This is a genomic window from Paenibacillus sp. FSL P4-0184, from assembly GCF_038004625.1.
GTDB lineage: Bacteria > Bacillota > Bacilli > Paenibacillales > Paenibacillaceae > Paenibacillus_AQ.
Map to the genome: position 1 here is coordinate 772446 of NZ_JBBORN010000001.1, position 23971 is coordinate 796416.

Sequence of the window (23971 nt, forward strand, 5' to 3'; positions counted from 1 at the left end):
TGGGAGGGTCAAGCAATGGTTGAACTGCGTGATTTGCCAGAACTTCATGTTATCGGTTGGACAAATGTTAATGCCTCTGGAGAGCCTTATCCGAATCTTTGGGAATTTGTTTTTGGCGAGTTAGATATTGATGCTAAATTTGACTCCATCCCCTCAAAAGTTCAAGACAGCGGTTGTTATCTGGGTCTATTTCAGAATCGTACATCCGTACCCCGATTGTGGGAACAAGCTGCTTGGGATCATGAGTTCTTCCTTGCGGTCGAAGTGAAACAGCTCGGCTTCATTCCTGAAGGGCTTGTGCAGAAGACCTTTCCAGCATCAACCTATGCTATATTTACGGCAAACGGGGTGCCTCACTCGGCTTTTCAGGCCACTTGGAATCATATAAATAATGAATGGCTACCGCATTCCGAATATAATTTCAATCCTGATGGTGTCTTCTTCGTACAATATACGGAAAATTCCGGACCGGATGATGAGCGATTCGAAGCCTATTTATGCGTCCCTATCGCGAAAAAGCAGGATTTTCCGAAAGCTCGTTAAACACACAAAAAAGAAGCCTTGCATCGCAAGGCTTCTTTCGTCTTTCTGTATGCGGTAGAGAGGACTCGAACCTCCACGGGTATACACCCACTACCCCCTCAAGATAGCGTGTCTGCCATTCCACCACTACCGCGCGGTGAGATAAAACATAAAACTTTGTTTGAGGTCAACATTCATTATTATAAATGTACTTCCCCGAAATGTAAAGGCGTTGATTTAAGAATTTTCGTCGGCCCATTTCTGCTTACGATATTCAGTGAATGCTAGGTATTCTTTAATGAATTCCTTTTCCTCTGGAAGCAATTCATTCGTTCGATCTTCATTCAACTTCGCTTCTCCGAAATCATAGTCCTCATTGCTCTCTTTCAATATTTCAGATGTATTTCTACCTAAAATAAGCCAGTCCAGACTTACATGAAAAAAAGCGCCGATCTCAATTAATTTATGTGTTCCCGGAGTAGATTTGCCCCGCTTCCAATCTCCCATATTTCCTGTGCTTATATTTAACTGCTCGCAGAATGATTTCTTGGTGAGACCTTTTTGCTTAATTAAGTACTCTATACGTTCGTATATGGTCTGCATCCGTAAACCGCCCTTCACAAAAAAATAAAAAAGACTTATTTAAGTAATTACCTATTGCAAAATAACGCAAAAAAGTATATAATTGGTGTTACTATGTATTATCCGATTATATCATATGGCTAGAGTGACGATAAGAGGCGCTCAGGTGACAAGTGTCTGATGTAATGCCGTCTGACCCCCTTAATTAACATATCATCCCGAAGGATCTCTAGGAGGGAGCGGTGACTTTTGTCAAAATGCTTATCATCTTCCATTATCCATTCACTTGAATATCTGCCGCACAATGCAGTGGTCATCAACAGCCAAGGAGTTATCCATTTCACCAACAGGAAGTGGAAAGCATTTAGTCATGAATATGGCCTCTCCCCTCACAAACAATGGATTGGAGCTTATTATTCGGAGCTTCTGCAAGATGTGATTATCGATTCCGATCAATGGGCCAAGCTTTATGATTCGGTGAAAATTATACTCCGCAGAGAGCAACAGATTTATACCTCTGAGTTCATCATACAAACCGCCTATAAAGGGACGCGAATCTTTCGTTTGGAAATTTATCCGCTGCTCTCTGATTATTACCTAGAAGCTGCTTTTATAATTTCTCTATATGATTTGGGTGTATTTATAGAAGGAACTAAGATGTCGGGGATCACAAGCATCTGTTCGACATGTCAGCCAACACAAGAGTTAATCCCCATCTGCGCTTCCTGCAAATCCATTCGAAATTCTAAGGATGAATGGATCAACATTGAACATTTTTTAAAACATCAGCTTTCTTTGCAATTCACCCATGATATTTGCCCAGACTGTGTCAGACAGCTCTATCCCCAATATGCAAGAGCCTTCAAGAACTAATCAACTTGTCTAACCCTATAAAAAAAAGTAAGAAAACCTCTGCGAAGCAAAGGATTTCTTACTTTTTATTTGTATGCGGTAGAGAGGACTCGAACCTCCACGGGTATACACCCACTACCCCCTCAAGATAGCGTGTCTGCCATTCCACCACTACCGCATAATATGACCCGTATGGGATTCGAACCCATGTTACCTCCGTGAAAGGGAGGTGTCTTAACCCCTTGACCAACGGGCCTTAGCAAGGTTGTCTAACGTGACAACAAAAATTATGATACCAGAAATAATAAGACATGGCAAGCACTTTTTTTCCACACCACTTCAGCCTGTAGCATTCTTCGATTCTTCAATCATCTCTATATCCCAATCACGTCTAATCCTTGCCTTGATCTCCTCATATTGTTCCCTGGAGTCGCTGTGTATCTCATGAACATAAAGAAGCTTCCTTCTAGGACCATGATCCTCGTAACGAATAAGTTCAATAGAAAGATTCACGCCGCAAGACTGTTATAATAAGACATATCCCCTTGATGTGTAAACGAAAGTATAGCTGTCTGTGTAAGAACGAGGGATATTTAAGAGGCTGCTAGATTGGATATAACATTTGTGTCTCATTGTTACATACAAAAAAAGCTTATTCTCAACCGATAAACGGAAGGAGAATAGGCTGTAGGCTGTTCACATTTTCCCTTTTAATTCTAATTCTTTAATCTGCATCATATGGTGCCGGTCATGCGATATAAAATCCTTTAAATAGGACTCAAAGGAAAACCTTCCGTCAACATATTTTCCCGAGTATTTCCCCTCTTCAAGGCTACTTATACAATCTAATAGTAAGTTACGATACTTCATAGTCAATTCTATTAATTCATCTTTGGTTTTTGTCTTACCATATGTAACAGCATCATTATTGAATTGATCGTAATCAATAAGTTGAAGTGTTATCGCTTTATCACATGCTATCGGTTCTATCGTCGATTCATAGAAGTATTTATCCCATAACATAATATGACTAACAACATCATGAATTGTCCATTTTCCTTCAGCGATGGGTGTTTTCCAATCTAAATCAATAATTTCTAGAACAAATCCATTCCATTCCTTAAACTGATTTAGCAAGTCTGATCTGTTATTCATTGGCGTATCTCCTTTTTTTATCATCATAATCCCAGTATAACTCTTTGAAGATATTCCGTTCTGCCAATTAGCTTCCGGGACCAAGGCATCTTGTCTGTCGGTACATTAACACATTGTTATATAACGACTTCTTGAAAGTATCCACATTTAATTACGGGCAATATTCCTGATGATCAGCTCTGGCGAAGACTTCGTAGAGTTCCAATCAAAATGAGAATGGCCTGAATATGAAGTAGCAAGATAACAACAACAATGAACTAACATCTCAAAACCAAGTCGCGAACAATTTATTATTGCTATATCTTTATCTGATCTTATTCTAAGTTGTTCATTATACTTCCAATCCTCCCATGTATCCCAAAACTTTTCGTCATGAGTATTTAGCAAAGGAAGTTTAAACATATCAAATCTCGAAAAGCCTAATGAAGACTTAATTTTCCTTAAATCTTTCTGTGAAAAAGGGTTACTCGCTCCATTGAATATAAATAAATCGGTATATCTCGAGTCTTCCCGTTCTAAAAAGATTACATCATTTGACGTCATTGAATGTTGCAACAAACTTGCCAATAAGAACATCTCTTCACTATCAGCTGCGTCCACTAATAGAATATGTCCAAGTTCATCTCTGACAGTAATGTTAATTTCGTTTTGCTTTAAGACAATTGTTCCAACCTCTTTGGAACTCAACTTACTTGTAACTCGCTTTACAAGAGATGATTTATACATTATCAGATCTCCATCGCACTTATTAATTTACGCTAATTCCCCGTAGCATCGCACATTCCTGACGTTCGATCAGCGTAGATAAACGAAGCTGTCAATCCAAGAGCTTATGGTCTGCATTGTGAATGCATTGTTTGCTATTTTTCATATATGTAATCGATAAATCCTTGTCGTATCCATTCGCCTTCAAACTTTCTTTCAAGCACCCGATCTTCTTTATATATTAATTGCATATCATCAAACATAGCATCCGCCTCATGATAATCATAATAAGAGTGGATCACTAATTCATCATCTTCCATTTGCTCATACTGATGTTCTCCTAAATCAACTCCGTCACCGACTCGAAAATCCTTGATAGATAAAAAATTTACAAATAATAAGCCACCAGGTTTTAGCACCCGTTTCAATTCATTTATCGCTTCTTTCACATCTTGTTTTTTCATATGAAAAATAGAATTATAAGAATACACAAAACTCATCGACTCATCGTTTAATGCCAACTGTCTCATGTCACCCTGATGTATGGTTAAATTCTGCCCTCTTTCTGCTCCGAACTGATTAGCTCTGTTCATTTGTTCAACATTCATCTCTATTCCATATGTAGCGTATCCATAATTCGCAAACAAACTTAGTGGAGGAGTATCCCCTCCTGCCCCACAATCTAATATGGTCTTTTCCATGCCACTTTCATTACATAAAGCCAAAAATCTGTACAAGGGTATTTGTTTAAAAAGCTCCATGTTGATTCCACTCCTTTGACTTATATGGTTTCCCGTCTTCCTTGATATAAACTAATATATTATTAAATGTTTTTTATAGATTGTTAATACAAATTCTTTCTCTACAAAACTATCATCATATCCTTCTATTGGTAGGCCATTATGAAACGGTGAATTTATAAAATCTTCTAAAACTTCTCTTTTATCTCCCGTATATTGAATCGAGCAAGCAAATGGTAGTTCTTTGTTTACATCTGATATTAAGTTGAATCTCAACTGGCTAGCCATTAGATCAAACCACAGGTAAAAGATCATACCATTAGATGAATTTGATCTACCGATCTGTTCTTGTCTATTTTCAATTACTTTATTTATAAAATTGTCGAAATCATCAATTAAATTTTCTTTCGCCAAGTCAGGTTGAATTGTAATTCTCCACATATTTGTCTCAATTTCTTTTTGAATATCAGATTCTGATGACCCAATGTATATTTGATCTGTAATTATTTCTTCTAGATTTTCAAAGTACTCATCTTTGTTCATGTAATGTACTCCTTATATTCACGGATTCTCATCAATGAGATCCCATCTTGGCAAACACAGAGCAATAGCAACGAGCAGAAATGTTATAATGTCTCTTTTATAACTTTCTCGTACTCATCCCATTTAAAATAAAAAGGCCCAACATCAATAGCTTTATTGCTGGGTTCCAGTTTGAAATCTCTCCATATGATAAGATCCTCTTCTTTCTCAATAAATACGGATATAAAGCCACACTCTTCATCTCCACACCAAGGGCAGACTAATATTGGGTATCTGTAGTACATATATTCATGCATTTGGTTTAATAAAAAATAGTTAATCATTTTCCTTTGATGCTCTTCACTCCCCCACCCGAGGGATGGAACCATGTCATGTCTTTTCAGCATTTGATAAAGAGACCTGCCATCAATTATTATGTCAGCAAATTTGGTATTTTTATTTCCTTCTTGATCCGGATCAAAACTATCATATCTACTTGAAGGTTTAGTTTGTAATTGATTTATAGTTTTCATGTTCCCTCCGTTAAATTTCTTTCAGTAATATGAATGTTGCGTTAGCTGATATAGCTGGATTCATGAAACTTAACAAGTAAACATTCGCCTTTTCCACTCTATTCACCTTCCAAAATATTGAATTTGATCACTGATAATTCAGATTAAAAAAGACAAATCACACATTCGTGTGATCTGTCCCGGTACTTCCTCAATTCCATATATATCACATTTAGCAACCGAAAATAATTTTACGTAACAAAAAAAGAGCCCCCATAATGGAAGCTCTTCTTATGTAATTCAGAACGGAGAGAGTGGGATTCGAACCCACGCACCGCTTACGCAGTCTAACCCCTTAGCAGAGGGTCCCCTTATAGCCACTTGGGTATCTCTCCATAAAAATGGCTCCCCGAACAGGACTCGAACCTGTGACAACTCGATTAACAGTCGAGTGCTCTACCAACTGAGCTATCAGGGAACATTAGAAGTAAATTAGAAGTGAACATGAATTAATTTATCATGATTTCAAGGTCTAGTCAAGCAGGTAAAATAATTTTTGTGATCGTTTTCAAATTCATGCATTATTTCTGCCATTAGCTAGATTTAAGAGGGGATCACTCCCCCCCCCTTTAGTTTATACGTAGCACCATTCCCCGTCTTGCGGAAGCTGTACTCGATCCTGTAGCTCCTCCTTCTCCAAGTGAGCTTTTAGCTTATCCCGGGTAACAAGGCAATGGTTGATGGCGTTCATGTGTACAGCGATGACCTTAGAAGAAGGGGCATATTCGCATAAGTCTACGACATCCTGCTCATTCATTGTGATATGTCCTCCGGTTAAAAACTGCGCTCCACCAGCATTAACGATCGTCACCTCAGGTTTAAAGGCATCGAGTGCAACCTTCACCTCATCACACCAAATCGTGTCTCCTGCCAAATACACAACTGGTTCGTTTTCCGCCTGAAAGACAAACCCGGATACCTTCCCCATCAGCTTGCCAATCTCTCCGGTTCCATGCTGTCCACCGGTACGTGATATAGTTACTCCTTGGAATGTCAGCTTATCGGTGATTTCCGAGACGTTCTCAAATCCCTGCTCTACTAGGGTATCCCTGTCCCCCTCCTGACAAAATAACGGTAGATTATGCGGCAGCAAGGAAACGGCAGCGGCATCCCAATGATCTGGATGAAGATGCGTGACTATTATTGCATTAGGATTCAGCCATTTGTCTACTGATCCCGGTAACGATACAAGCGGATTCCGACGGTCATTTTCCGTATTAAAAATGGGAGGATTAGCGCCCTGCTCACTCAACATAGGATCGATCAGAAATGTACTTCCCCCATACTCCATCCATAGGGTCGCGTTGCGAATATGCTGTATTTTCATCGTAAGCCCTTCTTTCTTTCAGATATCTTCTGCTACAATTAATTATAGTTGGACCTTGAAACAGAATACATTGAGATTGGAAAGAGATTGGCCTGTTCTACTTTCACGCAGAAAGGATTTTAAATAATGACGAGTTCTTATTCCATAGATGATGTGGATTTTCGCATCTTACAGCTTCTAATTGATGATTCCACGATCAGTCACAGAGACATTGGGCAGCAAGTGCATATGACAGGCCAAGCTGTGGGCGCACGTATTCGCAAAATGCAGGACACCGGAGTGATTGAAGGCTACACCGTCCGCTGGAATCCAGATAAAGTTGGTGAGGCGATCAATGCCTTTATAACGGTCTTTCTAGGTTCGAATACGGTACATCCAGCCTTTCAGACATTCGCAAAGCAGCATGACAGCGTAAAAGAAATGCATCGCGTCAGTGGAGAAGGCTGCTATTGGATACGTGTTCGTACGGGAAGCCAAGAGGATTTGAATAACTTTCTCGACGAGCTGCTAAAGTTCGGAAATTACAGAGTCAATTTGTCGATGGGGAAGCTTAAATAAGGCTGTATCGCCTATGAGGCCGCTATCGGAGCCAGTTGACCTTTTACGCAGCATAATCGAATATTTGGCATACTAACGGACCTTCTAGTCGCTATTGGCATGAAAATAACCAAATATGTTCTGGCAGACAGCCTTCGTCCAAAAAAACGCAGAGCAGCGATTCTCCAATTACCGGAGAATCGCTGCTCTTTTAGTAGAAAATTAATTCAATAATCCGGTAGCTTTAAGTAATCTTGCTAGGATCACGGCTGCCTCTGCACGGCTAGTATCACTGCCAGGCGCAAAGCTATCTGCCGATTGGCCTTTCATGATCCCTTTTGCTGTTAAGACATTCACAGCCTCTTTAGCCCAAGAAGAAATAGCAGATGAATCTGTAAATGCATTTGTCGCAGGGTTAGCTCCAGATTCTCCAGCTCCAAGGTTCAACAGCTTCAGTGCTCTAGCTGCCATAACAGCCATTTGCTCCCGTGTAATAGGGGCGTTCGGACGGAAGGTGCCATCCTCATAGCCTTGAACCATTCCTAAGGCTGCTGCGGCTCTAGCATCCGCTGCATACCATGATAAATCAGACACATCACTGAAGGTCTTCGTTGTGTTCGCAGCGGCTAGGCCTAAAGAGCGAATTAGCATAGCTGCGAACTCAGCACGACTAACAGACTTCTGAGGTGCAAAGTTATCTGTGGATTGTCCGGTCAAGATCAGTCGACTGGCAAGCGTTTCGATGTCGTTCTTTGCCCAGTGTGAAGAAATATCTCCAAAAGTTACAGGGTGTTGTGCAACGACGAATATCCCGCTAGCACTGCTGCTCTTAACAGTAACCTTGGTCATCCCACCTACGAGCTCGAATAATGCAGGTACATAACGGAAAGAACCCGTCTGCTCATCGTAAATAAGGACTACTCCCGTCTTTGCAACCAGTGCTCCCTCCATCATAAATGTACGATCTACATACGTAGTGCCGAACCCATTAGCAGGTACAGTGTTTTTGCCATCTGTGACCTTTAAGGTGACACTTGCCGGAGTTCCTTGCACATTAAAACCTTGCTGCTTAGCCTTGGCAAGCAGTTGTTCCAATCCTTTTCCGCTTAGCGGATTTAGTTGGAACTCTAAAGTGCCTGCCGGCATTTGTGCAGCTTTCAGCACGCTCTCCACGAGTCCTAACGGGAAGCGATAGCTCATATCGCCACTGGCAATGACAAGCACCGCATTCGGGCTAAGTGCTGCTGCATTGCGTAGAGCTTCTGCGCTAAAGCGAGCTATACCATCTCCGTTAGCTGAAATCTCGATAAGAGCTTGCCCAGCAGTCGCCTTAGCTTTTAGCTGCGCATCATGATTAGCAGCTGGTGTTGGCGTTGGTGTAGCGACAGGTGCAACAGGATTTACTGACCCCGCCGGATCAGGAGTACTCGTTGGTTCAGTCGGATCCACAGGATCCGTCCCACCATTAGGTAACACCACCTCAACTGTATACACCCTCTTATCGTTGCCAACAGTTACCGTGAAGTCTGTGCTTCCCGCTTTAACTCCATGAATACTGTTGTTTGCAAAAGTAGCAATGTCACTGCTCATAAAATTAAGTGTAGCTTGTGTAGTAATCTCCGCTCCTTCTTTGTCCAACACCTGAAGAATAGCTGACTTTCCTTGTTCTAGTACAACAGGTCCGCTCTGTCCATCTGCTAGCTTGATGGAGAAAGGTTTAACAGCTGTGGCTATCCCTTGATTCTGTTCAATGATGTTAAAGTCAGGAGATGCATTGGACAGGAGGTTCATCCGTTCACCACGAATAATCAAGTTGTCGACGAGCAGGTTACCTTTCAGATTTTTCGTTACTTCTATACCGCTCGTACCTGCACCGTCTAATACATTATTCGTCAGAACAACTCCATCAATCGTCGTGAGAGCACTTCCCTCCAGATTACCGTGGGCAATCAGGCCAGAATAGGTGCTGTCGAGCGCCGTATTGTTACGGATGAGTACTTTTCCTTTTAGGTCGCTCTCACCAGCGTACAGCCATAACGCACCGAGGTTTACCCCGTAGCCCGAATCATAACTACCAGTGCGAAGCAATGTATTCCGCTCAACGATTGTCGTTCCTTGGAACGGCTCTGCGGAGAAACGGGTAGATACAGCGATCCCGGCTCCGTTAGTTACAGTGTCTTTTACCACGTTATCTTGAACTTTGTTATCTTTACCACCGAAGACCACAATGTTATCGGCCAACCATGGCAGTGAGACGTTATTAAAACGTGCCGTATTGTTATAGCTAAATGTCCGTTCCGCGCCATTCACTTCATTCAATTTGGCATCTGTGAACGACCACATCGCAATACCATCATCCCCTGGATAACGGATGTCACTTTGTTCCATCATGCTGTTGCCCGTGCCTACGGCAAAGTTAATTCCATCTGCCATAAGGTTACGGATTCGAAGACCTGCCATGTACAGACCATTTGTGCGAGCTTTCTCACCAATAGGTTGTGTTAACCACAAGCCTGCTTTGGTATGTTCAATCCATACGTTCTGAATGACCGAGCCTTGCCCAAAAGCACCATGGAAGGCGTTGGTGAATGCTTCATCATCTCGTACGTTTATACCACCATCAATTAATAGGTCGTATACACCGACTTTGCCGCCATGACCATAAAATTTAGCTCCATTCAGAACTGTATACCACATGCCTGCACCACGAATTTCAGCCGTATCCAGATCCAGCAAACCCTCTCCGACATTGAAGGTACCTGCTGGGAACCAAACCCCAGTACCTGTTGCCTCCGCTTCGGCAAGCGCTGCCTTAAAGGCTGCGGTATCATCTCCCTCATCATTGGCTACCGCTCCAAAATCCGTTACAGAAATAAAGCCGTCAGGGCGAGTCAACTCAGGGGCTACCTGCTCCATATCCACCAAGTCGATGACGTATGAAGTGGCTTGGTCTCCTGTTCCCTTCTCTAAACGAATGGTTGCTCCGGCAGGAGCGTTCCCAATCAGAGCATGAATTTCATCAAAGTAGCGATGTCCACTACCTTGACGAGGATCATTTGACCATGGGTAGCTACCATATTCCCAAGCATATTTTGAAGTCAAATTAAGCTGTTTCTTAACTCCATTTACATATAGAGTCAATGTTTCTTCAGCACCAGCACCATCCGAACTGTCCGGAATGGAATAGCGCAGAACAATAGAATTAGCTGCTTCTGCAAGCTTGAACTCTATATAGTCCCCAGTATTCTTCAAGGCGACGGCTTGTCGTCCAGAAGCCTCAGAAGCCATAGTGCGATATTTCCGTGAAGGACCGATTAGTGTTCCGTTAGTCACTGCATCCTCAGCTTCATAGCTAATATAAGGAACTGTTGCCCCACGGTAAACTTTGTTCACGCTATTTTTTACTGTCAGGCTATCAATGCTTACGTTATTCCAATCGATATTGTCGTTGCTTAGAGAAACGATGTTGATTCCTGCACGTAGCTGCAGCTTCACCTGTACAGTCTTCCAAGAGGAAGTCTTGACCACGTTAACTTTATCTGATTCCTTCAGGCCGTTCACCTCAAGCAACAGATCCGTTACATCACTGGAAGTATTCTTGTAACGAATAACGGCATCATATTCACCGGCTTGCTGAGCATTGACTGCATACCGTATAACATGATCTCCTTGGAATGCTTCTCCTCCTGCATAAATTGCATCTGAAGGAATGGGCAAGAAGCTCCAAAGAGTGCTATCGGTTCCCACAGCAGAGCCGAGTTGAACAGCTGATGCGTCGTGAGTAAGATAGGCTGTTTTATCCGCACTTAGCAGGAGCTTGTAGCCTAATTTCCCTTCCAGCGTCCACTGGGAACGTTCAGTTTCCCCAGAAGCTAACAAGACGGCTTGGTCTGCTTCATTTAAAGAAAGATAATGTTTGGTCTGAACGTTCATTATGCGTTTATGTCCATTTACATCCTGAACGATCCACTGGGAGTGAGCAGCTGTATCGGAAGGTTTCGCATATACGAGCGCCCCTTCTTGTTCAGCCAATACTTTGCCAGTCAGCCCTTTTGGTACGATCGTTATAATATTGGTATCGTTCTGAACTGGAGTAGTTGTGTTGTTATTGCGCAGTTCTCTAGACGGAGTAGTAAACTCCTGTTGAGCCGCTTCAAGTGTCCATTGAGCTAAGCCGTCACTCTCTAATAGGAGCGCACGTTCAGCATATCCTGTCTTATTCGCAATGTTTATTAATTCATCGTCGTATTCTCCATAGAGACTACGAATGGTGTAATGCGTATAATCGGAAGCCAAGCTTACTTCCCAAGCAGATGCTCCGTCTATAGCCGGTTCCGCGCTACTGCTCTCCAAGTATGAATAATCTCCATTCAATGTTAAATAATGGCCTGTTGCTCGATTGATAATCGTCTGTTTGCCGTCCTGCACAGATATATTCCAATGCGAGAATCCATTCTCTGCCGACGGCTGCCCGTACAGAACAACTCCGTGCTCATTCTCGTATAAATACTCCCCACTGCTTGCATTCTTAAATCTTACAGGGTAAGCAGGGATCGGTGGCGCAATCGCTTCAACGGCTTCAGCGGCAAAATGAGCACTGTTTCTATCCGCTGCATCGGGAGCCTTACTGATCTTTATAATCGGATTCCCATTCTCATCAGAAGCCCCATACATATAGTGGCCAGCCCATCCACTCTTGAAAGTAGTCAGACCTGAAGGCTGCATATCCACAATCCACTTAATGCTGCCCCATACATCATAGATGGTTTGCAGTGTCTGAACGGCAACATTAGGCTCAATCTCATCTACTGCACCACCTATATGCTCCAGGGAAAGGTAACGTCCAGTACCTTTATTTTTAATCTTCACAGATCCATTGCTACCAGCTATTTCTTGCAGCTGCCAGACAAAGGTATCGTCATTCATATCAAGTGAACCATAAGTAGCCTGACCTACTGTTACATCCTCGTTCGCAGCAGCTGAAGCTACAGGATTTGGATCAGCGGTTGCAGATTCCGACTTATCCAGCGGCACCAGTGCTTCAGCGGACTGCGAATCATAAACAGCTTCGGTGACAGTCTTAGATTCTAGCAATTTCTCTAGTACATCTGGAGAAGTCAGCAAAGGACCGTCCTTAAGATATTGATCTTCACCATTTACAGCGTCTAGCTTGAAGCGGAACAAGTCCTGCTTTTTCTCGGTTACAGGAACGAATCTCCACTGCGGACTGCCCCAACCTGGATTGATCACACCATACTCGGCGTATTTAGTGAGATTCTGAAGTGAGATGAATTTTTCAGGGAATTTATTAGGTTCCTTGTCGAGGACACTACTGATTACGTAGGTACTATTCCCAATATTTTTTCCTGTCCAGATGTATGCCTGCTGCACAATATTCCTGTCCGGAAGCTCGGTGACCTGAATATGGCCATCTGGCATATTCACTGTGTTAATGTAGTGACCTGTTTTCTTGTTCTTGAATAACTTACGGCCATTATATTTCTCAATCAGCCATTGATCGGAGCCATCCTTCTGCATATTTCCGTACTTCAAAAGGCCGTCAGCAGATTCATACCAATAAAAAGACTTCCAGCCATTTTGAATACGATAATATGGAATGGTGCCATCTGTTGGTGTGTTAGGGTCTAGAAGCTGCCACTGGGCGCTTAATGAAGTCGCATCCCCACTTGCTCCAGCACTGTCTCCACCCAAGGTAGATAGATAGATGCCTTTGCTCTCTACATTTTCTAGTGTCAGATAATCATCATAATCATCAGAATCTTTAAAATTCCATTGATCCGATGGTTGGCTTCCGCTGATCTGCTCAGCCTTGGCTGTGCCATCACTATACGAAAGATAATGATTAGTTGCTGCATTACGGATACGTTTATTACCGTCATAATCCTCTATATACCATTGATAATCGGATGAATCAGCAGTATCTGGAGCAATTAATCCGTGCTTAAGTGCACCGTTTGCGGATTCATACAAGAAATCTGTAGCTACTTGTGCATCTGTATAAGTTGCCAAGCGGACCGGCTGCAACTCGGAAATAGGGACAACTTTCCACTGGGCATTATGACTGGTTGCTTCACCCGGCCAGCTGTTAGAGCGCACGTTGTTATCTTCCTCAAACTGAGGATTCAGCCATAAAGGCTTAACTCCGTCGGTTAATCCTTTATTACTTAAGGTAATAAAACCCGCTCCATCCGCGCCTGGTGCATCTTCTTTCACCCATTCACTTAGCATCACCTTGTCCGGATCGATTTCTTGCGAAAAGACTCCAGCCCAAGTCACTTCATTTTGCTTAATATAATGACCCGTCTCACGGTTTCGAATCATCAGTGTTCCGTCGTCCGTTCCCGGCTCAAGAAACCACTGGGCAGCCTCATTCTTCAAAGGTTGTTTACCGTAAAGTACATTTCCTTTCTCCTCATACATCACCTGACCGGGACGCATCCGGCTTTCCAACCGTACAGGTACTGTTCCTGCGTTAGGATCGATAAAAGCCCACTGCGGACTCTCAAACGTAATATTGATATCCGAGCTTACTTGCGCATAACCAAGCTGATTCTCCTCGTGGATAACCAGCTTACTCTCAGGCACGCTCGCGCTTCGGATGATCATGTATCCGTTTCTATTGGAAGTATCGATCAACCATTGATCCGTAACACTTCCAGCTCCTTGGAGATCTGCCGCCTTAAGTGTATCCTCTTTGCCGTTATTACCAGCCATTGTAATGTAGTGGCCCGTCTTCATATTCTTAATTCGTGACAGACCATTTACCGTCTCCACTGTCCAATGCGATGATGTGTCCGCTGGATTGGTCATGCCATAACGCACGATACCATCAGACGTTTCATATAAGAAATTATTTTTCCACTTATTCTTGATGAGTACTGTCCCTGATGGAATTAGCCCTGCGCCTGTTCCGTTGGCCCCTTCTGCTCCTACGGAACCGCTACCGATTCCCATCACAGGCAAGCTTGAAAAAATCAGCAGCATCGCGAGCAGACCCGCCATCGCGGACCTGAATCGTTTCATAAATGTGCCCCCTCTACCTAATATGGACTTCCCTTCCATCTTAAGTTGGCAACGCTTACAAAACGATGTGTGATTTTATCCAGAAAAAGGTGTATTTGTACGTATCTCCCGAAAGGTCTGAGCGCTACTCAAATTGACAAATCTGCTGAACCCTAAGATAGTTAATTTAATTAGAAACGAGCATTCATTAAATGGAGGTACATATGAAATTCAAAATGGATTCACCAAAAATATCAGATCCAGACGCCCTACTCCCTGAGCAAATATACTCGCTGCAAACCAAAGATGAATTCAGTCGTTGCAGCATAAGCGATACAGTTATTGATAATCAAGAGGCGAATAAAGTCAGCTTTGATCAAGTGGTTTTTAAAAATGTTACGATTATCGAGTCGTCCTTAACTGGGATTGAACTGATGGATGTAATTTTTGAGCGATGCGATCTATCCAATGTGGATTTTACGAATGCAATTATTCATCGAACCGAATTCAGGAACTGCAAGCTCATCGGTACGGACTTCACAAGAGGCAGATTCCAGAATGTTCGATTGGTAGATTGTATCGGGGATTTCGCAACATTTCGAATGGCTAATCTGAAGCAGGTTGCTTTTGAGAATAGTTCATTGATGAGCTCTGATTACTACCAATCGAATTTCCAGAAAGTCAGCTTCAGCGAATGTAATATTGATCAAGCCACATTGTCAGGATCAAAGCTTAACGGGATCGATCTTAGTGACTGCGAGTTTAGTGGCTTGATCGTGGATATACAAGATTTGGAGGGATGTGTCATTTCGCCTCAGCAAGCTGTTTCCTTTGTTGGATTGATGGGTCTGGTTATAAAATAACGTGCTGTTCGACTTACTGGACTTCCAGCGCTAGCAGCTTCAGCTTACCCGAACATTTGCCGCAGCGGTAGCGCTTGGGGTCTACTTTTCGCTTACGCGGATACTCCATAGCACATGCTGTACAGATCAGCTTGTACCGGTAAGGTAGTGACTTTCGAGCTTTCGCACCCGGCAATGTCTGACAATAGCGACTCCCGCCGACTTGTGCCAGCAGTCTTTTGAAATCAGTGTCACGATGCATATACCCTCGCTTCGCCAAATGCAGATGATAATGGCAGAGCTCGTGTTTTATAATCTTCTCCGTCTCTTCTCTACCGAACATAGCAAGCTGATGGGGATTAATCTCTATATTATGGCTCTTGGTAAAATATCGACCGCCTGTTGAAGATAATCGGCTGTTAAAGCTTGCCTTGTGCCTAAAGGGTACGCCAAAGCTGTCCCGTGATACCTGCTCAATCCACAGCTGCAGCTCTTCGTTGCTCATCGTTTCCATAGCGTTCTATCACAAGTCCTTTCCACGGGAATTAAGATCTCTACTTGAATTGTAACTTGTGCATAGGCTAAACTGTCAAGAAGGAAGACAAGTACGGAGGGAGAATGACCAATGCCGAAAATGCGGTATGTAATTTTGCAGCAACATCAAGAATTGCAATTCGTGGAAATGCCCGAGGAATATGCGTACCAGCTAAGTGCGCTCAATTTACGTCTAAACAAAGAAATCGACAAGCTGACAGCCGATAATGTACCGGATCTGCCCTTAGCTATTGCTGAGTGTGATTCATTGGATCTGCTACGCGAAGATTACTCCCTGGAGTCCGGTCTGGATTATATCAATAGATTGGAACAGGCCTTTGCCTCTGTTCAGGAGCAAAAGAACTATCCACTCATCTCCCTGCTGACCGAGATTCGGGCGCTGCAAGCTCAATTAGAGCAGTGGTACGAAGAGGAAGCAGAAAGCATTCTGTAAATCGTCACCTTTAGGCTCATTTCTCCATATGCTAACTTACGTAAGCAGTTAGAGGAGTGATACCCTTGCCACAGTGGCTCTGCCATCAACTGATGAAAGCCTATTACAAAAAAGACCGCCGTCAGATCAAGCTGCTGAACGAGTGCTGGTTCTTTTATCGTAATTCTGCGGAATCACCGGATTCCATCCAGAGAAATTTATAGGATTCGTTAAATTCAAAAATCCATCCCGCTACTTACAGGGGATGGATTTTTGTATAGGATTCGTTGGAATCCGAATTAGAACATAGGGAATACATATCTGACCAAGAAGAAAAGTGCTCCGAAAAAAATAATAATATAAGCAGCATATTTAATAAAGGTAGATGCGACAACACTGGAATCCGATTTCCGTTGCACCTCTGTATGCTCCACTTCAACGCTTCTATCTTTATAGCCCGGTTCCATCATCAATCTCTCCTTTCGAATATAGGCTGGTAGATAGTCTCCATTAACCCGGGGCTTTCAGAGTTGAAACACAATTCCAAATCAAACCAGTTATTTTCCGGCATCATGAAACTGCTTTATTTCTTTTATGATTCCAAGCACATCGCCTTGTGAATTCGAGCTCCCTGATGGTTAGGCTCCAAGTGCAACGCTTCTTCAAATCGTTCTTTCGCTTCTGCCATTTTCCCTAAGCCTAATAAACCTAAACCCATCATGAACAAGCAATGAATTTGATTGCGTCTATTCAGATCATCCTCAAATACGAGGAAATCAGGTAAGGATACGGCAAAATAATCAATCTTCACCTCATCAAAGAGATGTCTTTCTGCGAAATCGATCAGCTTATTAAAACGCCGGTTCGCTTCCTTCGGATGATTCAGCTGTACCCATGCTAAGCCCTGATAGAAGATCATTTCTGGCGGCTGATCGTTGTAATACATCGCGCTGGCTGGTTCTTTCAAGCCTTGAGACGCAATCGCCCAGTGTCGTGCAGCTTCTTGCATCTTGCCTAATCCGTTATAAGCCACACCAAGCTCGTAATACACATTATTCTCTTGCGCACCATCGAGCTTACCCTCACCTAAATTCTCTGGATAATGAAGCGCACGTGTTAATAATGAGATAGCCTCTTCATATTGGCCTACCTGATTCGCCTGCTTGCTCAGTTCAACAAGCGCCAAAACATATTGCCCCGTAGCTTTCCCTTCGCCACCTTCCCATGGATGGAATTGGCGTCGTAATAGAACTGACAAAGCATCTTCATACTTGCTAAGCAAATTCAGTAGAGTCACATATTCAAGGTATAGATCATCCCGCTTCTCCACCAGCTCCATATGCTGCTGCAGTCTTGCCATCCGCTCCTGAGCAGAAACACCCATCTTCTTATACAATTGGTCCAGCTCGTAGAATACTCTCGCATCATTCGTATTGCACTGGAAAGCTTGTTCAAGTGACTGCAAGGAAGCCTCAGCATCATTACGCTTATTGTAATAAGCAAGCGCAAGGTTACGATGAACCGTCGGGAAACGATCATCAAGCGCGACGGATTGCTCCCAATGGCGAATGGCATCGTCGGTACGTTTTTTATCATAGAATAGATTTCCTAGATAATAATGAGCCTTACTATCTAGCGGATTGCAGGCAATCGCGCTTTCTAATACCTGCAGCTCAAACAAGCTGTTCGGGAAGCAATAATCAGAAGATGCTGCTTGAGCAAGCTGAAGCTGCGCTGTCGCATCTTCCTCATGACCCATTTTCTCGTGTACATAAGCCAGTGTGTAATGCACCATCGGGTAATTGGGTTCATTCGATGTCTTACGAATTTGCTCTAACACCTGTGCAGCTTCCGCGAACAATCCACTACCTGCATAATCGGAAGCTAGATTTAAATAGTTATGCACATCGTTTCGCATGAACCGTGCAAGCTTCATCTGAGCCTCAGCTGCTTCCTCTTGTCGCCCGAGCAATGTAAGCGTAAGCACTCTCTCATACGCTGCCCCGAAGTCCGCGATATCTAGTTTCAATGTCTCCTCTGCGAATGTAATCGCCTCAGAGTAACGTCCAAGCTTGCGTAAAAGTGCTGTTTTTACATGTCTTGATTTATAGTTTCTTGTGTTACGTGCCAAAGCTCTAGTTGCGAGCTCCAACGCTTCTTCATACGTCCCACGTTCACAAGCAATTTGACTCAATGCATAGTATCCACTGTCTTGAAATGCTGCAGACCATACCGCCTTGTAGAAGGCAGCAAATGCTTCTTCCTTGCGATCCTGCAGTCTGAGAACTACACCAAGCTGATAGTATGCTTCACTATCATATGGATTCGGATTGCGCCAAGTCAGCGATCGTATAGCCGTACGGAAATGATTTTCCGCTTGCTTGAACAATCCTCGACGAAGCAGCAGCGTCCCATAAGCCACATTAAGCCGAATATCGGATGCATCTCTTCTTAAGCCTTCTTCATAATAATGCTCTGGCTCGAACGTGGCATGACGGTATTGCTCCAGGTGAACTCCAGCCAAATACAACTGCTCTGTGCTTTTTAATTCTTCCGGTAGTGGAAGTGGCTTAGCTGCATCTGGAACCTGTTCAATGCTAGGCTTCGCTGGACGATAAGATATGAGGCTGTTTCCGCTCACATCAAACACCGTTAGGATTAAGTGATGCGGCTGATCCACTTTATCTAACGTAATGAAAGATTTATAGGTTAATTCTGGAGAGAGCGTAACGGTATCCTTCACGTACGTTCTATGCTGACCTCTAAGTTCAATAACCGCTCCCACGAATACCGAAGTTCCATAGGCCATCACAGTGGCAGTCTGTAAAGTCTCATCCACCTCAAGATTAACGGCGGCATCAATAGAAGCATTTTTCACAACACCGATGTTCTTATATGGCATGAAATATTGTGTAAATGACTTCTCTTCATACGGCTGGAGCCAAGTGAAATCCGGTTGATTATCCGTAAATACCCCTGTCATTAATTCAATATAGGGTCCGTCCTCATCGGTTAAATTACGGTCCCACGCTTGACCAAATTTGCCGTTGCCCCAAGTCCACTGCTTTTTACCCGGAGAAACATGGTGATTCGCTACGTGAAGCAGACCCGCTTCAACCCCATGATCATAGCCACCCACGAAATTATAATCCGATTTATACGCCATGTATGACGTAGGAACAGGAATATTTTTATAGCGCGAAATATCTACACCTTCGGAATAGTCCATCTTGTAATACGTTCCTGTTGCAATAGGAAATCTGGACACATCACGCTTACCATGGTCGAATACGGCTGTGACATCCGGTGGAAACACCGATTGCGTATGGTCATTGACTGCAACCGCAGGGTTTGCCCACCATAAGAAGGTTTGTGGCTCCGAAGTTCGGTTATATAGCTGTGCTGTAACTTCGAGATAGGCTTTTCCAGGATGCAGCGTGAAGCCCGTTGTGACCTTCGTTCCATACATCCGGTCAATTTCACTCACCCATACGGTTGCACTGCCATCTTCATTCTCCGTAATTACATGCTCCACAGGGCCAAACGTGTTCGGACGATGATGCTGCGGCCAGTTAAACTCAATTCCACCTGAAATCCATGGTCCTGTCAGACCAACAAGCGCAGGTTTAATCACGCGATTATAATAAACAAAATCATAATTGTTCGTCTTATCCAGAGCACGATAGATACGGCCGCCAATTTCAGGCATGATCTCGATGCGTACATATTCATTTTCGAGCATTACCATCTGATACGATTTCATTTCTTTCTCATCCATAATTTTATCAACCACAGGATGTGGATATACTCGCCCCGAGCTGCCTTGATAGACTCGCTTCTCGAGGAACATTGGATTTTTATCGGGTTCACCTGTTTCATAGGTAGGAATTTCAACCATTTCCTCCCATATGCGGACGCTGTTCGTTAAGATTGTAGAAGGCTCTTTCATACTCATTTCGTTCTCTCCTCCTTCGTGATATAGCTCTAATTTATCGTTGCAAGCGCTTTTAAACAATTGACGATAATCTGTAACTGATGGACAATATTCTTATCCTAAAAATAATATTTTCCTTATGAATAGGTTGTTATTTCAAATAAATAAATTATGTTCTTAAAAAGGAGGGTTATCATGACAGATATCTCATTAAAGTCGGATGGCTTCGATGAGCAGAAGCTTTTTGTGCTGCCCGATTTCATGATGAATGAATTATATGAGAATCCGTTAACAAATTCCTTCTATGTAAGTGACATTGGCTGCTTCCCAAGAGCGAAGTTTCATTATCGAGAGCGTCCACAAGGATGTGACTCGCATATTCTTATGTATTGCGTAGAGGGTGAAGGGTGGATGGAGCGTCATCACAATAAGCTGATCCAAATAAAAGAACGGCAATTAGCTGTCATTCCTGCCGGAACACCCCATCGATATGGTGCTTCAGATGTGAATCCCTGGACGATCTACTGGATGCATCTAAAAGGAACGCATGCCGCTGCGTTGATTCAAACTTATGCCATGGACGTAGAGCCGCTAACCTTTACACTGAACCTTCATACCCAATGGATCGAAGATTTCGAGCAATGTTATGCCCTGTTATCGGATAAGCCTTATGCCATGCGTAATCATATCTATGTGTCTCAGTGCATTCGTCATCTGATCAGCCACGTGGGATTGAGTACCATGAACTCTGAGCAAGATAAAAAGAACGAACGTTATCTTGAGCAAGCCATTCGCTACATGACAGATCGAATTAACAGCTCCATTTCACTCCCGGATGTAGCGAAGTATATGGGGTTATCGAAGCAGCATCTAATTTATCTATTTAATCAAGAAACCGGGGTTCCCCCGATTGAATTCTATCTGCGCCTCAAAATGCAGCGTGCCAGTCAACTGCTGGCATTAACCGATCTACATATTAAAGAAATCTCTAGTGCTATCGGGATGCAGGACCCCTACTACTTTTCTAGATTGTTCAAAAAAATAATGGGATGCTCGCCGACTCAATATCGAAGCACCCCAAAAGGTTAAAATAAAGAAAAGCCACACGACCGCTGCACCAGGTAAACCAGTATAGTGGAGTGTGGCTTATATTTTTATTGTAGAGGTTCTAATTAAAACTACGGTTGGAAACCCAGGAGCCTTGCAGTTTACGAAGCATAATAATTTGTCCGGTGTGGTATGAATCATGCAGGATAAGACTCATTACCTCTTCCCCTGGAGCATGACCCGAACCACCCCAATCATATGCGCCTTCTTCCAACGCCTCAATGATTTCTCTAAGAGCAGCGTGCACGTCCTTCAGGTCTGCAACGGCCTTCGCCCATGCTTCTTCCCCTTCCGTTGTTACAGTGAAGGTATCATCGTTGCTTTCAGCATCAGGTTGTTTGGGCAACCCTTTTAACTTTCGCAGCAAACGCACCTTATAATATGTTAGATGGTTAACCGTCTCCCAGATGGAATTGACTGTACTCCCCTCTGGCTTCCAAAGTGCCTGTTTACTGTCCACACCTTCCAGTGCATCACTTAACGGCGGGGCCCAATCCTCGATATCCATGCAATAATCCCAATTTTGCAGCAGAACCTCACTGATTTTATTTTGCATGTTCAACCTCCTAATACTAACTAAATTATGTAACTACTTAAACCATCATATAGTGGTTACATTAGAAATGTAGCATATTTCCATGGTTCAATCAAGTAACTAGCTAATCTTATTTTTAACTGTTACAATCGTTGTAATTGAGAGTTGTGCGGAAAGGATGAACAGGACGTGTTGTGGGAGGATTTCATTAATAGTTACTGGCGGGATTGGCGAACAGGAGATAAGAATAAGGATCGGGATGAACTCGAAGATCCGGAGTGGATTGCGAAATGGCTGAAGAAGCATGTTCTGCTAGAAACACAGCTGCCGAATACGATAGAACTGGAACAGCTAATGAAGCTTCGATCCCTACTATGGGACTGGGTACAGGCTATTGTACAAGGAAAATCGATGGATGGAGAAATGCTGAAGCAGCTCAATATCTATATGGACAAGGGTCCTGTTACGCGGCGAATGATATGGAAAAGTGCCGAGCAAGCGGAGATTTCATTATTGCCACTACATAGCGGTTGGGAGCAGGTGATGGCGGAGATAGCGGCGTCTTTTGCGGAGGCTTTGCTTGAAAAAGAACCCTCAAGATTCCGTATCTGCGAGAATCCTGATTGTCTCTGGGTGTACTATGATGATACACGTAACCGTTCTAAGCGTTACTGCGATGACAAGGCTTGTGGCAACCTCATGAAGGTGCGGCGGTTCCGGGCGCGGAAGAAGGCTGAAAAAGGTTCGGAGTGACTATTAAAGGAACTCATGCGGGATGACGAATTTCGATCAACATTTATCCCCCCCAAACTTTTCAACACTCCTAATACGTCTTGCTAGTAAGTGCGCTAATAACACACTTATTACAACGAAATGGAGCGTGAACAAACAATGAAAAAGAGCCCTTTTAACGTATTGAAGCTTGGTGTAGTCGGATTAACGGTTGTGGGAATAAGCGCTGGCATGTTACCAATGAATGGCACTGCTTTTGCTGATGCAGTGAACACGACTAAGCCTGCCATCAATGCCCCGATTTCAGCTGTACCGATTTCCACCATCAATAACACTGGGATCCAAATCAAAGAAGTAATTCTCACATCTTCAACGGAGCTTCTGAATACAAATATTAAAGTGCCACAGATCGTAGGTATGTTGGACACTAAGGCTCAGGAAGAAATCAACAGTATCATTCTCTCTAATGCGCAGAAAGACCTTGCTCTTTGGGAAAAGGATGCAACTGAAGCAGCAGCAGACGCTAAAAAGGCTGGTTTCGAGTATCGTCCATATGAGCTATACATTATTTATGAATTAAAAGAAAATGGATCGGATAACCCTTCTGGAATGATCTCACTTGTTGTTACTTCTCAAGGAGACACTGGTGGAACGGGCATGCCTCGTGTAGATACATACAATGTATTTAATACGAAACAAGCGAAGCGGATTGCCTTGTCAGATTTCTTTGGAAACGACTTTAAGGAAAAGTTGAATGCCGGTATCCTTGCGAAGATCAATGAGGAACCTGAGAACTATTTTATTGAGGATTTCAAAGGAATCGACGAAGAACAAGGTTTTTATATTGAAAATGGTGAGGTTGTCATCCTCTTCCCTAAATATAGTATCGCTCCAGGCGCCATGGGAACTCCTGAATTTCGTTTCAGTACCCATATTACGAACAACCCGAAGCTCGATTTAAGTACAATAGCTACATTTAAGAATGCTAATGGGGTTTCAATGGTGTCATTACGAGATGTGGCGAATCGTTTAGGATTTGAAATCAAGTGGAATCAAACGTCGCGCTCAGCTGAGTTGAAGAAAGGTGCACAGTGGACAAATGTTACCTTAGGTAAAGATTCTTACTTTTTTGCCAAAATGGCACCTGTCACTTTAGGTACTGCTCCTATCCTAAAGAACGATACGATATACGTTCCGGTTAAAATGGTTACGGATATTTTACGTGTGGAAATTAAGAACGGCTAATTAGGCTAATGGCATTCCAGAATGATTTTTTGTTCTAGAATGCCTTTTTAAATTCATAGGCAATTGTGTACC

The 23971-nt window shown here is 43.1% G+C and carries 21 protein-coding genes and 5 tRNA genes; 9 read left to right on the forward strand and 17 right to left on the reverse strand.

Annotated elements, in window-relative coordinates; genetic code table 11:
- Positions 1-15: 15 nt before the first annotated feature.
- Complete coding sequence (locus MKY52_RS03275; protein ID WP_341049800.1) at positions 16-543, forward strand: GyrI-like domain-containing protein; 528 nt, start codon at positions 16-18, stop codon at positions 541-543.
- A gap of 50 nt (positions 544-593) precedes the next feature.
- Here the strand turns inward: MKY52_RS03275 and MKY52_RS03280 are convergent.
- Positions 594-676: transfer RNA gene (locus MKY52_RS03280), tRNA-Leu, on the reverse strand.
- Positions 677-759: 83 nt separating this feature from the next.
- Entirely contained in the window at positions 760-1125 is a 366-nt protein-coding gene (locus MKY52_RS03285) for a helix-turn-helix domain-containing protein (RefSeq protein WP_149645200.1), read from the reverse strand.
- Between the two features lie 228 nt (positions 1126-1353).
- Here MKY52_RS03285 and MKY52_RS03290 point away from each other — a divergent pair, with 228 nt between their 5' ends.
- Positions 1354-1977, forward strand: a complete 624-nt coding sequence (locus MKY52_RS03290; RefSeq protein WP_341049802.1) for a hypothetical protein — start codon at positions 1354-1356, stop codon at positions 1975-1977.
- A 74-nt stretch (positions 1978-2051) separates the two neighbouring features.
- On the opposite strand, the gene MKY52_RS03295 is transcribed toward MKY52_RS03290, so the two are convergent.
- The 10 genes from MKY52_RS03295 to MKY52_RS03340 all read right to left on the reverse strand — a co-directional run bounded on the left by MKY52_RS03295 (position 2052) and on the right by MKY52_RS03340 (position 6977).
- Positions 2052-2134: transfer RNA gene (locus tag MKY52_RS03295), tRNA-Leu, on the reverse strand.
- A gap of 6 nt (positions 2135-2140) precedes the next feature.
- Positions 2141-2212 (reverse strand) — tRNA-Glu (locus MKY52_RS03300).
- A gap of 440 nt (positions 2213-2652) precedes the next feature.
- The gene (locus MKY52_RS03305) at positions 2653-3111 is read right to left on the reverse strand and encodes a DinB family protein (protein WP_341049804.1); all 459 of its coding nucleotides are present in this window, start codon (positions 3109-3111) and stop codon (positions 2653-2655) included.
- A gap of 147 nt (positions 3112-3258) precedes the next feature.
- Positions 3259-3837: a hypothetical protein gene (locus MKY52_RS03310; protein WP_341049807.1), complete on the reverse strand. Its 579-nt coding sequence runs from the start codon at positions 3835-3837 to the stop codon at positions 3259-3261.
- A 134-nt stretch (positions 3838-3971) separates the two neighbouring features.
- Positions 3972-4577 carry a class I SAM-dependent methyltransferase gene (locus MKY52_RS03315; protein ID WP_341049810.1) on the reverse strand — a complete coding sequence of 202 codons (606 nt, stop codon included), beginning with the start codon at positions 4575-4577 and terminating at the stop codon, positions 3972-3974.
- A gap of 51 nt (positions 4578-4628) precedes the next feature.
- Positions 4629-5099 (reverse strand): hypothetical protein, encoded by a 471-nt coding sequence (locus MKY52_RS03320; RefSeq protein ID WP_341049812.1) that lies wholly within the window; start codon positions 5097-5099, stop codon positions 4629-4631.
- 83 nt (positions 5100-5182) lie between these two features.
- A complete protein-coding gene (locus MKY52_RS03325; protein ID WP_341049815.1) occupies positions 5183-5611 on the reverse strand; it encodes an oxidoreductase in 429 nt (142 codons plus the stop codon).
- Between the two features lie 285 nt (positions 5612-5896).
- Positions 5897-5985: transfer RNA gene (locus MKY52_RS03330), tRNA-Ser, on the reverse strand.
- 7 nt (positions 5986-5992) lie between these two features.
- Positions 5993-6068: transfer RNA gene (locus MKY52_RS03335), tRNA-Asn, on the reverse strand.
- 156 nt (positions 6069-6224) lie between these two features.
- Positions 6225-6977: an MBL fold metallo-hydrolase gene (locus MKY52_RS03340; protein ID WP_341049818.1), complete on the reverse strand. Its 753-nt coding sequence runs from the start codon at positions 6975-6977 to the stop codon at positions 6225-6227.
- Between the two features lie 126 nt (positions 6978-7103).
- Between MKY52_RS03340 and MKY52_RS03345 the strand changes: the two genes are divergently transcribed.
- Positions 7104-7535 (forward strand): Lrp/AsnC family transcriptional regulator, encoded by a 432-nt coding sequence (locus MKY52_RS03345; protein WP_149645207.1) that lies wholly within the window; start codon positions 7104-7106, stop codon positions 7533-7535.
- A gap of 201 nt (positions 7536-7736) precedes the next feature.
- Here the strand turns inward: MKY52_RS03345 and MKY52_RS03350 are convergent, their stop codons facing one another.
- Complete coding sequence (locus MKY52_RS03350; RefSeq protein WP_341049821.1) at positions 7737-14558, reverse strand: S-layer homology domain-containing protein; 6822 nt, start codon at positions 14556-14558, stop codon at positions 7737-7739.
- A gap of 203 nt (positions 14559-14761) precedes the next feature.
- Between MKY52_RS03350 and MKY52_RS03355 the strand changes: the two genes are divergently transcribed.
- Positions 14762-15400 (forward strand): pentapeptide repeat-containing protein, encoded by a 639-nt coding sequence (locus tag MKY52_RS03355; protein WP_341049824.1) that lies wholly within the window; start codon positions 14762-14764, stop codon positions 15398-15400.
- 13 nt (positions 15401-15413) lie between these two features.
- Here the strand turns inward: MKY52_RS03355 and MKY52_RS03360 are convergent, their stop codons facing one another.
- Complete coding sequence (locus tag MKY52_RS03360; RefSeq protein WP_081382729.1) at positions 15414-15884, reverse strand: SprT family protein; 471 nt, start codon at positions 15882-15884, stop codon at positions 15414-15416.
- 120 nt (positions 15885-16004) lie between these two features.
- Here MKY52_RS03360 and MKY52_RS03365 point away from each other — a divergent pair, with 120 nt between their 5' ends.
- Both MKY52_RS03365 and cmpA read left to right on the forward strand, forming a co-directional pair.
- Positions 16005-16367, forward strand: coding sequence for a hypothetical protein (locus MKY52_RS03365; protein ID WP_042124766.1), 363 nt, complete (start codon positions 16005-16007; stop codon positions 16365-16367).
- Positions 16368-16432: 65 nt separating this feature from the next.
- Positions 16433-16570, forward strand: coding sequence for a cortex morphogenetic protein CmpA (gene cmpA / locus MKY52_RS03370; protein WP_094874036.1), 138 nt, complete (start codon positions 16433-16435; stop codon positions 16568-16570).
- A 75-nt stretch (positions 16571-16645) separates the two neighbouring features.
- Here cmpA and MKY52_RS03375 read toward each other — a convergent pair whose 3' ends face one another.
- Together MKY52_RS03375 and MKY52_RS03380 are read right to left on the reverse strand one after the other, a co-directional pair.
- Entirely contained in the window at positions 16646-16816 is a 171-nt protein-coding gene (locus MKY52_RS03375; RefSeq protein ID WP_156113060.1) for a hypothetical protein, read from the reverse strand.
- A gap of 122 nt (positions 16817-16938) precedes the next feature.
- Positions 16939-20301: a tetratricopeptide repeat protein gene (locus tag MKY52_RS03380; RefSeq protein WP_341049826.1), complete on the reverse strand. Its 3363-nt coding sequence runs from the start codon at positions 20299-20301 to the stop codon at positions 16939-16941.
- Between the two features lie 174 nt (positions 20302-20475).
- Between MKY52_RS03380 and MKY52_RS03385 the strand changes: the two genes are divergently transcribed.
- A complete protein-coding gene (locus MKY52_RS03385; protein WP_341049828.1) occupies positions 20476-21369 on the forward strand; it encodes an AraC family transcriptional regulator in 894 nt (297 codons plus the stop codon).
- A 79-nt stretch (positions 21370-21448) separates the two neighbouring features.
- On the opposite strand, the gene MKY52_RS03390 is transcribed toward MKY52_RS03385, so the two are convergent.
- Positions 21449-21943 (reverse strand): DinB family protein, encoded by a 495-nt coding sequence (locus MKY52_RS03390; RefSeq protein ID WP_188114522.1) that lies wholly within the window; start codon positions 21941-21943, stop codon positions 21449-21451.
- Between the two features lie 168 nt (positions 21944-22111).
- Here MKY52_RS03390 and MKY52_RS03395 point away from each other — a divergent pair, with 168 nt between their 5' ends.
- Positions 22112-22675, forward strand: coding sequence for a CGNR zinc finger domain-containing protein (locus MKY52_RS03395; protein WP_341049830.1), 564 nt, complete (start codon positions 22112-22114; stop codon positions 22673-22675).
- A 138-nt stretch (positions 22676-22813) separates the two neighbouring features.
- Positions 22814-23899 carry a stalk domain-containing protein gene (locus tag MKY52_RS03400; protein ID WP_341049833.1) on the forward strand — a complete coding sequence of 362 codons (1086 nt, stop codon included), beginning with the start codon at positions 22814-22816 and terminating at the stop codon, positions 23897-23899.
- Positions 23900-23971: the final 72 nt, after the last annotated feature.

Excerpts from the sequence above, each read along its gene's own strand:
- MKY52_RS03325 (WP_341049815.1), bottom strand. The coding sequence starts at position 5,611 with ATGAAAACTATAAATCAATTACAAACTAAACCTTCAAGTAGATATGAT.
- MKY52_RS03400 (WP_341049833.1), top strand. The coding sequence starts at position 22,814 with ATGAAAAAGAGCCCTTTTAACGTATTGAAGCTTGGTGTAGTCGGATTA.
- MKY52_RS03345 (WP_149645207.1), top strand. The coding sequence starts at position 7,104 with ATGACGAGTTCTTATTCCATAGATGATGTGGATTTTCGCATCTTACAG.
- MKY52_RS03380 (WP_341049826.1), bottom strand. The coding sequence starts at position 20,301 with ATGAGTATGAAAGAGCCTTCTACAATCTTAACGAACAGCGTCCGCATA.
- MKY52_RS03375 (WP_156113060.1), bottom strand. The coding sequence starts at position 16,816 with ATGATGGAACCGGGCTATAAAGATAGAAGCGTTGAAGTGGAGCATACA.
- MKY52_RS03385 (WP_341049828.1), top strand. The coding sequence starts at position 20,476 with ATGACAGATATCTCATTAAAGTCGGATGGCTTCGATGAGCAGAAGCTT.
- MKY52_RS03350 (WP_341049821.1), bottom strand. The coding sequence starts at position 14,558 with ATGAAACGATTCAGGTCCGCGATGGCGGGTCTGCTCGCGATGCTGCTG.
- MKY52_RS03315 (WP_341049810.1), bottom strand. The coding sequence starts at position 4,577 with ATGGAGCTTTTTAAACAAATACCCTTGTACAGATTTTTGGCTTTATGT.
- MKY52_RS03355 (WP_341049824.1), top strand. The coding sequence starts at position 14,762 with ATGAAATTCAAAATGGATTCACCAAAAATATCAGATCCAGACGCCCTA.
- MKY52_RS03305 (WP_341049804.1), bottom strand. The coding sequence starts at position 3,111 with ATGAATAACAGATCAGACTTGCTAAATCAGTTTAAGGAATGGAATGGA.
- MKY52_RS03275 (WP_341049800.1), top strand. The coding sequence starts at position 16 with ATGGTTGAACTGCGTGATTTGCCAGAACTTCATGTTATCGGTTGGACA.
- MKY52_RS03365 (WP_042124766.1), top strand. The coding sequence starts at position 16,005 with ATGCCGAAAATGCGGTATGTAATTTTGCAGCAACATCAAGAATTGCAA.
- MKY52_RS03390 (WP_188114522.1), bottom strand. The coding sequence starts at position 21,943 with ATGCAAAATAAAATCAGTGAGGTTCTGCTGCAAAATTGGGATTATTGC.
- MKY52_RS03285 (WP_149645200.1), bottom strand. The coding sequence starts at position 1,125 with ATGCAGACCATATACGAACGTATAGAGTACTTAATTAAGCAAAAAGGT.
- MKY52_RS03320 (WP_341049812.1), bottom strand. The coding sequence starts at position 5,099 with ATGAACAAAGATGAGTACTTTGAAAATCTAGAAGAAATAATTACAGAT.
- MKY52_RS03340 (WP_341049818.1), bottom strand. The coding sequence starts at position 6,977 with ATGAAAATACAGCATATTCGCAACGCGACCCTATGGATGGAGTATGGG.
- MKY52_RS03360 (WP_081382729.1), bottom strand. The coding sequence starts at position 15,884 with ATGAGCAACGAAGAGCTGCAGCTGTGGATTGAGCAGGTATCACGGGAC.
- MKY52_RS03310 (WP_341049807.1), bottom strand. The coding sequence starts at position 3,837 with ATGTATAAATCATCTCTTGTAAAGCGAGTTACAAGTAAGTTGAGTTCC.